Source organism: Pseudoxanthomonas sp. X-1 (genome assembly GCF_020042665.1).
Classification (GTDB): domain Bacteria; phylum Pseudomonadota; class Gammaproteobacteria; order Xanthomonadales; family Xanthomonadaceae; genus Pseudoxanthomonas_A; species Pseudoxanthomonas_A spadix_A.
Map to the genome: position 1 here is coordinate 1,958,814 of NZ_CP083376.1, position 13,002 is coordinate 1,971,815.

Sequence of the window (13,002 nt, forward strand, 5' to 3'; positions counted from 1 at the left end):
AACAGGCGTTTCGAACGTATCGCCTGCATTCGCTGGCCGCGACTTTGACATCGCAGCGTATGCACACACTTGGTTGCACTGCAGCATGGAAAGCGCGACGGCAACGGTCACCATGTCGCCCGGCGAACCGCGGCCGTGATTCGACACGGCCGCGCGGTGTCGCAAGGGGATCGATCGCGCGTGATGAGCCAAACCCGCACCCTGTCGTTCTGGCAGATCTGGAACATGTGCTTCGGCTTTCTGGGCATCCAGTTCGGCTTCGCCCTGCAGAACGCCAACGTCAGCCGCATCTTCCACACCCTGGGCGCCTCGGTGGACGAGATCCCGGTGCTGTGGATGGCCGCACCGCTGACCGGGCTGATCGTGCAGCCCATCGTCGGCTATCTGTCCGACCGCACCTGGACGCGGCTGGGCAGGCGTCGCCCGTATTTCCTCATCGGTGCGGTGCTGGCCACGCTGGCGCTGCTGGCGATGCCGCACTCGCCCGCGCTGTGGATCGCGGCTGGCCTGCTGTGGGTGCTGGACGCCTCGATCAACATCTCGATGGAGCCGTTCCGCGCCTTCGTCGGCGACCTGCTGCCCACGCGCCAGCGCGCCTCGGGCTATGCGATGCAGAGCTTCTTCATCGGCATCGGCTCGGTGGTGGCCAGCCTGCTGCCCTGGCTGCTGGCGCAGGCCGGCGTGGCCAATACCGCCGGTGCGGGGGAGGTGCCGGACACGGTGCGCTATGCGTTCTATTTCGGCGGCGCCGTGCTGCTGCTGACCATCCTGTGGACCGTGCTCACCACGCGCGAGGATCCGCCGGGCCAGCTGGCCGGCGAGCGCGAAGCGCCGGAGGCGGAGGTCGCGCCGGCGCCATCGGCATCCCCGCCCGCGCTGCGTCTGCGCCTGGGCATCGCTGCGCTGGTGCTGGGCCTGATCGGCTGTGCGTTGGTGGCGCTGTTGGGCCTGGACAAGCAGCTGTACGTGCTGGGCGGCGGTGCGGCGGCGTTCGGCGCCCTGCTGCTGGGGCGCGGCCGCGTGTGCGGCGGCATGTATGCAGCCATCGTCGACGATCTGCTGGACATGCCGCCGACCATGCGCCGGCTGGCGGTGGTGCAGTTCTTCTCCTGGTTCGCCCTGTTCGCGATGTGGATCTACACCACCGATGCGGTCACCGCCACGCACTTCGGCACGCGCGACACCACCTCGGCCGCCTACAACGACGGGGCCAACTGGGTGGGCGTGCTGTTCGCCGCCTATAACGGTTTCGCCGCGCTGGCCGCGATCGTGATCCCGCAGATGGTGCGGGTGCTGGGGCTGCGCTGGAGCCATCTGCTCAATCTGTGCCTGGGCGGAGCGGGGTTCCTGTCGTTCCTGCTGATCCGCGATCCGCACTGGCTGCTGCTGTCGATGGTGGGCGTGGGCTTCGCCTGGGCCTCGATCCTGTCGCTGCCCTATGCGCTGCTGTCCGACAGCGTGCCGGCGCGCAAGATGGGCCTGTACATGGGCATCTTCAATTTCTTCATCGTCATCCCGCAGCTGGTGGCCGCCTCGATCCTGGGCCTGCTGGTCAAGACCGTGCTGGGCGGCGCGCCGATCAACGCGCTGGCCGTCGGTGGCCTGAGCCTGCTGGTGGCCGGCCTGTGCACGCTGCGCGTGCGGGATGCCCGTCCGGAAGCCCACGCATGAGAACGTTCTGTCTTTCGCTGCTGGCCCTGTCCCTGGCCGTGCCGGCCCGCGCCGACGAGCTGTATGGCACGCTGGAACCCTTCGCCAGCAAGGCGATCTACTTCGTGATGACCGACCGCTTCGTCAACGGCGATCCGTCCAACGATCATCGCGACCAGGGCGGCCGGCACCGCACCTTCGACCTGCCCACGCCGGGCGCGCCGGCCGGGCAGAGCGACAACATCGGCTACCTCGGCGGCGACTTCAAAGGCATCGTCGACAACGCCGGCTACATCCACGACATGGGCTTCGGCGCGGTATGGGTGACGCCGATCGTGGACAATCCCGATGAGGCCTTCACCGGCGGCGAGCCCGTCCGTTGGGGCAGTGCGATGACCGATCGGGGCAAGACCGGTTACCACGGCTACTGGGGCGTGAACTTCTACAAGCTCGACGAACACCTGCCCAGCAAGGGCCTGGACTTCGCCGGCTTCACCCGCGCCATGAAGGGCCGGCAGCTGGACGTGGTGCTGGACATCGTGGCCAACCACGGCTCGCCAGCGTATTCGATGCCCAAGGCGCAGCCCAAGTTCGGCCAGATCTTCGACAAGGACGGCCGCAAGCTGGCCGACCACCAGAACCTGGACCCGGCCAAGCTCGACCCGAAGCACAACCCCATGCACGCCTTCTACAACACCGGCGGCGGCCTGGCCCAGCTCTCGGACTTGGCCGAGGACAACCCGGCGGTGCTGGACTATCTGGCCGGCGCCTACGAGCAGTGGATCGAGCAGGGCGCGGCGGCGTTTCGCGTGGACACGATCGGCTGGATGCCGCATCGCTTCTGGAAACAGTTCGCAGACCGCATCCGCGCCAGGCATCCGGGCTTCTTCATGTTCGGCGAGGCCTTCGACTACGACGCGGCCTTCATCGCTGCCCACACGCTGGAGCGCAACGGCCACTACAGCGTGCTGGACTTCCCGCAGCGGGCGAAGCTGTCCAAGGTGTTCGGCAAGGAGGGCGGTGGCTACGAGGACCTGGAGCGCACGCTGTACCTGGAGGACGGCCCGTACGCCAACCCCTACGACCTGGTCACCTTCTACGACAACCACGACATGGCGCGGCTGGATGCCAGCGATGCGGGCTTCATCGACGCCAACAACTGGCTGTTCACCGCGCGCGGCATCCCGGCGATCTACTACGGCTCGGAGACCGGCTTCATGCGCGGCGCGGCCGAGCACGCCGGCAACCGCAACTACTACGGCCAGCAGCGCATCGATGCCGCGGGCGACAGCGCGATCTACCGCAACCTCAAGCGCATCGCCAACCTGCGACGCGACTCGATCGCCCTGCAGCGCGGGCTCCAGCTCAACCTGACGCTGAAGGGCGATACCGGTGCCTTCTACCGCGTCTACGAACACGACGGGCAGGCGCAGACCGCGCTGGTGCTGCTCAACAAGGCCGAGACTGCCTCGACCCTGCGGCTGGAGACGCTGCTGCAGGCCGGCACCTGGCGCGATGGCTTCGACGGCAGCCAGGTGCGGATCGATGACCGCCTCGCGCTGGAGGTGCCGGCGCATGGCGTCCGGGTGCTGTTCTACGACGGCGCGCTGACCAACGCCGACCTGCGCAAGCGCCTGGCCGAAGACATGGGCCACCGGCTGCGCGATTGAATAAGGCGCGCATGCGCGCCTCGACCTGCGGTGACGCCTGCGCGGCGCTTCAGCCGCAGTGGGTGGAGCCGCGCAGCGCCAGTGTGACAGGGATGGTCTGGCTCTCCACGGGCTGGCCGTGCAGCTGCTGCAGCAGGGCATCCACCAGCAGCATGCCGGCCTGGCGCGTGTCCTGCTGCACGGTCGACAGGGCAGGGGTGACGAAGCCTGCCAGCGGGATGTCGTCGAAGCCGGCCACGGCCACCTGCTCGGGGATGCGCAGGCCGGCCTCGCGCAGCGCCTTCATCGCGCCGATGGCGATCAGGTCGCTGGCGCCGAACACCGCGTCGAAGGCGACGCCGCGCGCCAGCAGCGTGCGCGCCGCGTCGTAGCCGGACTGCTCGCTGGTCTCCGCATCCACCTGCAGGGCCGCCTCGTGCTGGAGTCCCGCCTGATCGAGGGCGGCGCAGACGCCACGATGGCGCTCCTGGAATTCGGGGTAGTGCGCCGAGGCATGGCCGAGGAAAGCGATGCGCCGCCGCCCCTGGGCGATCAGGTGCGCGGCCATGTCGTGCCCGCCCTGGAAGTTGTCGCAGCCGATCGATACGCCCGGCTGGCCGGGCAGCGCCGCGCCCCAGCGCACGAAGCGGATGCCCTGCTGCTGCAGCTTCTCCAGCCGCACGCGCGATTGCAGGTAGTCGCCATAGCCGAGCAGGATCAGCCCGTCGGCCTTCTTGCTGTCGGCGTAGTCGGCCTGCCAGTCGGTGGACAGGTTCTGGAAGGAGATCAGCAGGTCGTAGCCGTGCAGCGCGCAGGCGCGGGTGATCGAGCCCAGCATCGACAGGAAGAACGGATTGATCGCCGACTCGTCCGGCGTGGGGTCCTCGAAGAACAGCAGTGCCAGCGTGCCGGTGTGCTGGGTGCGCAGGTTGGAGGCGTTCTTGTCGACCTTGTAGTGCAACTGCTCGGCGATGGCCAGGATGCGCCGGCGGGTGTCCTCGTTGACCATGGGACTGCCGCGCAGCGCGCGCGAGACCGTGGGCTGGGAGACGCCGGCCAGGTGCGCGATATCGAGCGAAGTCGCCTTGCCCTTGATCGAATGCTGCACGTCGAACCACGCGGATGTTGCGGTGCGCGGGATCATGCCACGCGGCCCCGGCAACGCCGTGCTGCGGTGCGGCATTCGGCAGGCGCGCGGGGACGGAGCGCGGAAGGTGAGCGGTCGCGGCCGTGAACCCGCGCGATCGCGATCGGGGGCTAGACCGCCTGACCCGCGGCGTGTCCGCTGGCCCAGGCCCACTGGAAGTTGTAGCCGCCCAGCCAGCCGGTGACGTCGAGCACTTCGCCGATGAAGTGCAGGCCCGGCGCGCGTTTGGATTCGAACGTGGCCTGCGACACCTCGCGCGTGTCCACGCCGCCCAGGGTGACCTCGGCGGTGCGATAGCCCTCGGTGCCGCTGGCCACCAGCGGCCAGGCGCGCAGCAGCTCGGCGGCCTGGCGCAGCTGGGGGTCGTTGAACTGCCTCATCGGCCGGTTGGGCAGCCAGTGTTCGCACAGGCGCTGGGCGAAGCGGCGTGGCAGCAGGTCGCCCAGCACGGTCTTCAGCTCGGCCGCCGGGCGCGCAGCCCGCTGCGCCTGCAGCACCGCCAGGGCATCCTGGCCGGGCAGCAGATCCAGGTGCAGCGGCTGGCCGGGCTGCCAGTACGAGGAGATCTGCAGGATCGCCGGGCCGCTGATGCCGCGGTGGGTGACCAGCATCGCGTTGTCGAAGGCGACCTTGCCGGCCGTCGCGCGCACCGGCAGCGACACGCCGGCCAGGTCGGCCAGCTGTTCCTGCGGGCGGCCGCTCAGCGTCAGCGGCACCAGCCCCGCGCGCGTGGGCAGCACCGTGTGGCCGAACTGCCGCGCCAGCGCGTAGCCGAAGCCGCTGGCGCCCATGGAGGGAATCGACAGTCCGCCGCTGGCCACCACCAGCGAAGGCGCGGCGAACACGCCCTGCGCGGTGTGCACCGCATAGCCGCCGCCCTCGCGCGCGGCCACGCGCTCCACGCCGCAGCCGGTGGCGATGCGCACGCCCGCCGCTTCGCACTCGGCGACCAGCATGGCCACGATCTGCTTGGACGAGTCGTCGCAGAACAGCTGGCCCAGTTCCTTCTCGTGATAGGCGATGCGGTGCCGCTCGACCAGCGCGATGAAGTCGCGCGGCGTGTAGCGCGCCAGCGCCGAGCGGCAGAAGTGCGGGTTGTCCGACAGATAGTTGGCCGGCGAGGCGCCTGTATTGGTGAAGTTGCAGCGCCCGCCACCGGACATCAGGATCTTCTTGCCCACGCGATTGGCGTGCTCGATCACCAGCACCGAGCGCCCGCGCGCGCCGGCGGTGGCCGCGCACATCAGCCCGGCGGCGCCGCCGCCGATGATCAGCACCTCGTGGGTGAAGCCGGATGGCACCTTCAGTCCTGCGGCGCGTGGCGGACGATCGGGACCACCACCAGCTGCAGGTCGTCGCCCATCAGCTGGACTTCGCCGTCCTGGATCAGGACGTCCAGGCGCAGGGTGCGCACGAGCCTGGCCGCCAGTTCCCGGATCGCGTCCTGTGGCAGGTCGATCACGGTCAGCTGCTTCATGCGCCGCAGCGAGGCGGCGTGCTTGTGCCACCACACATCGCCGGCATGGCCGGCGTAGCCGACCACCACCACCTCGCGCGCGCGGCCGGCGGCCTTGCGCAGGCGGCTCTCGTCGGGTTGGCCCAGTTCGATCCACTGTTCGATCTGGCCGCTGTAGTCGCGGCGCCACAGGTCGGGCTCGTCCTCGGTGCTGAGGCCGCGGCCGAAGGCCAGGCGCTCGTCGGCATACAGGACGAAGGCCAGCACCCGCGCCACCAGGCGTTCGTCGGTTTCGGAAGGATGCTGGGCCAGGGTCAGGCTGTGGCTGGCGTAGTGGTTGCGGTCGAGGTCGCTGATCTGCAGCTCGACCTTGCGGATCGTGGCGGAAAGGGCCATGGCATTGCACGAAAGAGAAGTGAGACCAAGCGCACCACCCGTGCAGGCATGCGGGGCGGGCGATAAGCGAAGAAGGGCCAGGAAGGTTCCGCGCAGGACGGGGCCATCCTAGGCCCGGAACCGGCCCGGATGCCCGCTGCACTGCTGCAACGCAACATCCGCCGACACCGCCGGCGATGGCTTCAGACCTCGCCTTGTGACGTATGCTACCGGCTAGCTGCTTGTTTTGAAAGGGAATTGTTCAGGCAGAACCCTATGCGGCGCACGGCTGTCAAGGGCCAGCGGGCAAATTTCCCGGATCGGCCCGCGATTGTGTTGGCTTTTTCACCGCAACCTGCGTATCGTGCGGCCCACTGTGCTTGCCAGGGTCACCGTGGTTCGTGAGCCTGATGCGGTAGATCGACAGATCGGCTACATCGTTTGCGTTTTTCCTACGCCTGCAAACCCAGTCTCGGCCCGGAATCCCGGCGCCGCGATTACCCATCATGTTTCCAGGAGTAGTAAAAATGAGCGAACGTCAGACCGGTACCGTCAAGTGGTTCAACGATGCCAAGGGCTTCGGCTTCATCACCCCGCAGAGCGGCCCGGACCTGTTCGTGCACTTCCGCGCGATCCAGGGCAACGGCTTCAAGTCGCTGAAGGAAGGCCAGCAGGTCACCTTCGTGGCCGTGCAGGGTCAGAAGGGCATGCAGGCCGACCAGGTGCAGGCGCTGTAATCCAGCCCCCACCGCGTCAACACGCATGAAGAACGCCGGGCTTGTCCCGGCGTTTTTTTTTGGCTTTTTCCCCGCCGAGGGGATATTGGCGGCGGTTGGCGCTGAGGCTTCGAAGAGAGGTGCGTTTTCCGCTGCGAGCGGGGTATGTGCCTTCCGCTTTCGGAGAGGCGCGCGCTTTCTCACTTTGGAGAGGCGTGTGTTTTTTGACTTCGTAGAGACGTGTGCTTTCTTGCTTCGAAGGGGCAACGGTCCGGCGGCCGGTGTCCGCTATTCCTTCGATCAGGGCATCCTGCCCTGACTTAAGGCGCTCGGCGTCCTGCCTCGCTCGTCGCGGCCACCGGTCGTCGGCCCGCTGCCGCGCGCGTTGGGTCAAGGGACTTCGGGTCGAAAGTCCTAACAAGTCCTGATCCTTCCGCCCCGAGGTTTCGAACCGGTCGGGCGCTGCGGGGGAGCAGGTCAGGATGTTCTGCGGCCGCGCGCGTGTGCGATCGGTCCTTGCGGGACACCAGACCAAGCCGTGGGAGCCGCCATGGCGGCGATGAGGCTCTACCAGCAATGCCTGTGTCGCGATGAGGCTTCACCGGGAAAGCCTCATCGCCGCCATGGCGGCTCCCACAAAAGCATGAGTGGCTCGCAGCGAAACTCGAGGCGCACTCAGCCTTTTCCCCTCCAGAATGAGCCAGGTGGGCTGATGGGCCGAGGAGCTGCGCCTGGTCGAGTCGAGGCGAGGCGAGGCGGTGGGCCAGGGACGTTCACCGTCACTGCACTCCGCGAAACCTTTTTTATGCCAGCGCCGGCGCCATATCAGCAGGCACACGGCGCAGACGCGAGGCGGGCTCCATGCAGTTGAACTTCGACAACCGATTCATCGCCGAGCTGCCGGGCGATCCGGTCGTGGGACCGCAGGCGCGCCAGGTCGAAGGGGCGCTGTGGTCTTCGGTGGCGCCGACGCCGGTGGCCGCGCCGCGCGTGCTGGCCTGGTCGCAGGAGGTCGCCGCGCTGCTGGGCCTGCGGGCCGAGGACATCGCCGAGCCGCGCTTCGCGCAGGTGTTCGGCGGCAATGCGCTGGCGCCGGGCATGGCGCCGTTCGCCACCAACTATGGCGGGCACCAGTTCGGCCATTGGGCCGGGCAGTTGGGCGACGGGCGGGCGATCTCGCTGGGCGAGGCCATCGCCGTGGACGGCAGCCGCCAGGAGCTCCAGCTCAAGGGCGCGGGGCCGACGCCGTACTCGCGCTTCGCGGACGGTCGCGCGGTGCTGCGCTCGTCGATCCGCGAATTCCTGTGCAGCGAGGCCATGGCGCACCTGGGTGTGCCGACCACACGCGCGCTGTGCCTGGTCGGCACCGGCGATGCGGTGGTCCGTGACATGTTCTACGACGGTCATGCCGCGCCGGAGCCGGCGGCGATCGTGTGCCGGGTGGCGCCGTCGTTCCTGCGCTTCGGGCATTTCGAGCTGCCGGCCGCGCGCGGCGATGTGGCGCTGCTGCGCCGGCTGGTGGACTTCACCATCGCGCGCGACTTTCCCGAGCTCGACGGCCCGGCCGGCGAGGCGCGCGATGCGGCCTGGTTTGCGCAGGTGTGCACGCGCACGGCCGAACTGATGGCGCACTGGATGCGGGTGGGCTTCGTCCATGGGGTGATGAACACCGACAACCTGTCGATCCTGGGGCTGACCATCGATTACGGCCCTTACGGCTGGATCGACGATTTCGATCCGGACTGGACGCCCAACACCACCGACCGCCAGGGCCGGCGCTATCGCTACGGCTGGCAGCCGCAGGTGGCGTTCTGGAACCTGAGCCGGCTGGCCGGCGCGCTGTCGCCGCTGTTCGCCGATCCTGCGCCGCTGCAGGCCGGGCTGCAGGACTATGTGGATGTGTTCGCCGCGTGCGAGCGCCGCGATACGGCGGCCAAGCTGGGCCTGGCGCAGGACACGCCCGCCGACGCCGCGCTGATGGCCGATCTGCGCGCGCTGCTGCATGCGGCCGAGGTGGACATGACGCTGTTCTTCCGCGAGCTGGGCGAGCACGCTCCCGGCCCGCAGGCGCTGGAGGCGCTGCGCGAGGCCTTCTACGACGCGGAAAAGTTCGAGCTGCACGCGACCGCGTTCACCGACTGGTTGACGCGCTACGCCGCGCGTTGCGCGCAGGATGGCGACGAAGGTGCGCGGCGTGCGCGCATGCGCCGTGTCAATCCCCGCTATGTGCTGCGCAACTATCTGGCGCAGGAGGCGATCGACCGCGCGCACGACGGCGACCTGGGTGGCATCCACACGCTGATGGATGTTTTGCGCCGTCCCTACGAGGATCAGCCTGGGCGCGAGGTCTTCGCCCGCAAGCGCCCGGACTGGGCGCGCGACCGGGCCGGCTGCTCGATGCTGTCCTGCAGTTCCTGAGCACGGCAGCGTGCGGCGCGGTGCAGTAGCATCGCGCTTTACCCAGGACCACGAGCGTGTCGATGTCCGTGCAAACCGAATGGGCCGCGCTGATCCGCGATGTGCCCGACTTCCCCAAGTCTGGCGTGCTGTTCAAGGACATCACGCCGGTGCTGGCCGATGCGGCGGCGTTCGCCGCCGCCACGGCCGCGCTGGCCGATCCCTGGCGCGAGGCCGGCGTGCAGGCGGTGCTGGGCATCGAGTCGCGCGGGTTCATCCTCGGCGCGGCGCTGGCGCGTGCGCTCAAGTGCGGGTTTGTGCCGGTGCGCAAGCCTGGCAAGCTGCCGGCTTCTGTGCTCAGCGTCGAATACGGCCTTGAGTACGGCAAGGACACCTTGCAGATGCATCGCGACGCGCTGCCGCCCGGCACGCGCGTGCTGATCGTGGACGACGTGCTGGCCTCGGGCGGCACGCTGCACGCGGCGCTGTCGCTGGCGCGGCAGCAGGGCTGCGACGTGCTGGGCGCGGCGGTGCTGATCGAGCTGCAGGCGCTGGGCGGGCGCGGGCGCTGGCAGGCGGATCTGCCGCTGACTGCGGTGCTGCGGTTTCCGTGAGGGCCACAAGCGCCGGCGGAACCGGCGTCCTGTGGCATCTCCGGTCTTCGACATGCGGGAACGATGTGTGATGCGGCGGGTGCTTTTGGCGTCTGAGTCAGCGTTTCCCGCGACCTGATTCGACCTCTCCCGGCCACCCCCTGCTGCGCAAGGGGCAGGGAGTAGCGCTGCCGGAGTGGACGTTCGCCACGCTTGCGTCAGCGCAGATTCCGTCATCCCCGCGAACGCGGGGCTCCATGGACGTCAGCGGGACACCGCGAAAAGCAGACCGTGCCCCGCGCGCGATCTCCCGCTTCAGCCCGTCGCCCTGATCACATCGGCCAGCACGCTGAAGATCCGGTCGATGTGCGGCTTCTCGACGATCAACGGCGGCGACAGCGCGATCACATCGCCCGTCACGCGGGTCAGCATCTGGCCGTCCTCGAAGGCGCGGCGGAACACCTCGAAGCCGCGCGCGCCCGGCGCGCCCTCGCGCGGAGCGAACTCGATCGCGCCGATCAGGCCGAAGTTGCGCAGGTCGATCACATGGGGCAGGCCCTTGAGCGAATGCAGGCCCTGCTGCCAGTAGTCGCCCAGTTCGATCGCCTTCTCGAACAGGTGTTCCTCCGCGTAGGTATCCAGCGTGGCCAGCGCGGCGGCACAGGCCAGGGGATGGCCCGAGTAGGTATAGCCATGGAACAGGTCGATGGCGCTGTCCGGGCCCTGGTCGAAGGCCTCGAAGATGTCCTCGGACACGAACACCGCGCCCATCGGCACGCAGCCGTTGGTGATGCCCTTGGCGGCGGTGATGATGTCCGGCGTGACGCCGAAGCGCTGCGAGGCGAAGGCCTTGCCGACGCGGCCGAAGCCGGTGATCACCTCGTCGAAGATCAGCACGATGCCATGCCGCGTGCAGATCTCGCGGATGCGCTTGAGATAGCCCTCCGGCGGCAGGATCACGCCGGCGCTGCCGGAGATCGGTTCGATGATCACCGCGGCGATGGTGGACGGATCGTGCAGCGCGATCACGCGCTCCAGCTCCTCGGCCCATTCCAGTCCATGCGGCGGCAGGCCCTGCGAGAAGCCGTTGCGCGCGATGTCCAGCGTGTGCCTCAGGTGGTCCACGCCCGGCAGGCCGGGGCCGAACCACTTGCGGTTGTTGGGCAGCCCGCCCACCGAGATGCCGCCGAAGCCGACGCCGTGGTAGGCCTTCTCGCGACCGATCAGGCGCGTGCGCTGGCCTTCGCCGCGCGCGCGCTGGTAGGCCAGGGCGATCTTCAGCGCCGTGTCCACCGACTCGGAGCCCGAGTTGGTGAAGAAGACGTGGTTGAGGTCGCCCGGCGTCAGCGCGGCCAGACGCTCGGCCAGCACGAACGGCAGCGGCGAGGACATCGAGAAGTTGGGCGCGAAGTCCAGTGTGCCTATCTGCTGGCGCACGGCCTCGACGATGCGCGGCCGCGCGTGGCCGGCGTTGACGCACCACAGCCCGGCGCAGGCGTCCAGGATCTGCCGCCCGTCGATGTCGGTGTAGTGCATGTCCTTGGCGCTGGCCAGCAGGCGCGGCTTGGCCTTGAAGGCGCGATTGGCCGTGAACGGCATCCAGAACGCGTCCAGCGAATCGGGCTGGCGCGCCCCCAGTTCGGCGTAGTGGGCGGCGTAGCCGTCGCGCGGGGTGAGGGAATCGGCGCTCATGCGGGCCTCGGACGGAGAAGGGATGTTCTTAGCCTAGCGCGTTGAAGAAACTTTACAACGTGAGGCAGAAACAGGCTCAATGCCGCCCTGGGTGTCAAGAATCCGCAACACAGGGGCCAGAAGCCAGCATGGACATCGGAGCGCGGCTGCAGCAGGTGCGTACCGCCAAGCAGCTCAGCCAGCGCGAGCTGGCCAAGCGTGTAGGCGTGACCAACAGCACGATCTCGCTGATCGAGCAGAACAAGGTCAGCCCATCGGTCGGGTCGCTGAAGAAGGTGCTGGACGGCATCCCGATCTCGCTGGCTGATTTCTTCACCCTGGACCTGGAGCCCGGCCCGCCCGACAGCCCGTTCTACAGCGCCGCAGAGACGCCCGACGTGGGCAGCGACGGCGTGCACTACTTCCTGGTGGGACAGCGGGTGGCGCGGCGGCAGATGTGCATCCTGCGCGAGGTGATGCCGCCGGGCACCGACACCGGCCCGACCCTGCTGGTCCACGCTGGCGAAGAGGGCGGGGTAGTCGTGGCGGGCGAGGTGGAAGTCACCGTCGGCGAGCAGGTGCGGGTGCTGCGCGCAGGCGAGGGCTACTACTTCGAAAGCCGGGTGCCGCATCGCTTCCGCAACCTGGGCGAGAGCGAGGCGGTGATCGTCAGCGCGAATACGCCGCCGACGTTCTGAGAACGAGGTCGCCGTCGCACCCGGCGAGCGATGGGCTGCGAAGCGTTCAAGGCATCGCAGCCCATCGAGACGGCCGCTGTTTAGCGCGTTAAGCAGCAGCCGGATCAGACGCTGGAAAGTCTTACGGCGGGCTCAGCCCCGCCGCGCCGCATCGATCGCGGCCACATCGATCCTGCCCATCGTCATCATCGCCTCGAACACGCGCTTGGCCACGGCGGGATCCGGATCGGCCATGCCTTCGGTCAGCGTGCGCGGCGTGATCTGCCAGGACAGGCCCCACTTGTCCTTGCACCAGCCGCAGGCGCTCTCCTGCCCGCCGTTGCCGACGATGGCATCCCACAGGCGGTCGGTCTCGGCCTGGTCGTCGGTGGCGATCTGGAACGAGAACGCCTCGCTGTGCTTGAACGCCGGCCCGCCGTTGAGCCCCATGCACGGCACGCCGCACACGGTGAACTCCACGACCAGCACGTCCCCGGCCTTGCCGGAGGGGAAATCGGACGGCGCGCGGCGCACGGCGCCGACCCGGCTGTCGGGAAAGGTCTTCGCGTAGAACTGCGCGGCCTCCAGCGCGGTGCCGTCGTACCAAAGGCAGAGGGTGTTTTTGGGGATCATGGCGCGTTTCCTCCTGGCGGTGATCGACGCGGCGGGAC

At 68.7% G+C, this 13,002-nt stretch carries 11 protein-coding genes; 6 read left to right on the top strand and 5 right to left on the bottom strand.

The genetic code is table 11. The annotated features are described in order from the left end of the window. The first annotated feature begins 183 nt into the window (after window positions 1-183). A complete protein-coding gene (locus LAJ50_RS08715) occupies window positions 184-1,671 on the top strand; it encodes an MFS transporter (protein ID WP_138651172.1) in 1,488 nt (495 codons plus the stop codon). A 32-nt stretch (window positions 1,672-1,703) separates the two neighbouring features. Continuing rightward, window positions 1,704-3,320: an alpha-amylase family glycosyl hydrolase gene (locus LAJ50_RS08720; protein WP_171044521.1), complete on the top strand. Its 1,617-nt coding sequence runs from the start codon at window positions 1,704-1,706 to the stop codon at window positions 3,318-3,320. A gap of 49 nt (window positions 3,321-3,369) precedes the next feature. Here the strand turns inward: LAJ50_RS08720 and LAJ50_RS08725 are convergent, their stop codons facing one another. The 3 genes from LAJ50_RS08725 to LAJ50_RS08735 form a co-directional block, all read right to left on the bottom strand. Continuing rightward, window positions 3,370-4,443 carry a LacI family DNA-binding transcriptional regulator gene (locus LAJ50_RS08725; protein WP_130552601.1) on the bottom strand — a complete coding sequence of 358 codons (1,074 nt, stop codon included), beginning with the start codon at window positions 4,441-4,443 and terminating at the stop codon, window positions 3,370-3,372. Window positions 4,444-4,556: 113 nt separating this feature from the next. Then, window positions 4,557-5,747 carry an NAD(P)/FAD-dependent oxidoreductase gene (locus LAJ50_RS08730; protein ID WP_138651170.1) on the bottom strand — a complete coding sequence of 397 codons (1,191 nt, stop codon included), beginning with the start codon at window positions 5,745-5,747 and terminating at the stop codon, window positions 4,557-4,559. A gap of 2 nt (window positions 5,748-5,749) precedes the next feature. Next, window positions 5,750-6,298, bottom strand: coding sequence for a YaeQ family protein (locus LAJ50_RS08735; RefSeq protein ID WP_138651169.1), 549 nt, complete (start codon window positions 6,296-6,298; stop codon window positions 5,750-5,752). 506 nt (window positions 6,299-6,804) lie between these two features. Here LAJ50_RS08735 and LAJ50_RS08740 point away from each other — a divergent pair. The 3 genes from LAJ50_RS08740 to LAJ50_RS08750 all read left to right on the top strand — a co-directional run bounded on the left by LAJ50_RS08740 (window position 6,805) and on the right by LAJ50_RS08750 (window position 10,004). Further along, on the top strand, window positions 6,805-7,014 hold the full coding sequence (locus LAJ50_RS08740; RefSeq protein WP_130552598.1) for a cold-shock protein: 210 nt from the start codon (window positions 6,805-6,807) through the stop codon (window positions 7,012-7,014). Between the two features lie 840 nt (window positions 7,015-7,854). Beyond that, the gene (locus tag LAJ50_RS08745; protein ID WP_138651168.1) at window positions 7,855-9,411 is read left to right on the top strand and encodes a YdiU family protein; all 1,557 of its coding nucleotides are present in this window, start codon (window positions 7,855-7,857) and stop codon (window positions 9,409-9,411) included. A gap of 62 nt (window positions 9,412-9,473) precedes the next feature. Continuing rightward, on the top strand, window positions 9,474-10,004 hold the full coding sequence (locus LAJ50_RS08750) for an adenine phosphoribosyltransferase (RefSeq protein WP_130552596.1): 531 nt from the start codon (window positions 9,474-9,476) through the stop codon (window positions 10,002-10,004). Between the two features lie 294 nt (window positions 10,005-10,298). On the opposite strand, the gene LAJ50_RS08755 is transcribed toward LAJ50_RS08750, so the two are convergent. Beyond that, window positions 10,299-11,675, bottom strand: a complete 1,377-nt coding sequence (locus LAJ50_RS08755; RefSeq protein WP_138651167.1) for an aspartate aminotransferase family protein — start codon at window positions 11,673-11,675, stop codon at window positions 10,299-10,301. A gap of 128 nt (window positions 11,676-11,803) precedes the next feature. On the opposite strand from LAJ50_RS08755, the gene LAJ50_RS08760 reads away from it, so the two are divergent. Further along, window positions 11,804-12,352, top strand: coding sequence for a cupin domain-containing protein (locus tag LAJ50_RS08760; RefSeq protein ID WP_138651166.1), 549 nt, complete (start codon window positions 11,804-11,806; stop codon window positions 12,350-12,352). Window positions 12,353-12,484: 132 nt separating this feature from the next. On the opposite strand, the gene LAJ50_RS08765 is transcribed toward LAJ50_RS08760, so the two are convergent. Then, complete coding sequence (locus tag LAJ50_RS08765) at window positions 12,485-12,964, bottom strand: VOC family protein (RefSeq protein WP_138651165.1); 480 nt, start codon at window positions 12,962-12,964, stop codon at window positions 12,485-12,487. Between the last annotated feature and the right edge of the window lie 38 nt (window positions 12,965-13,002).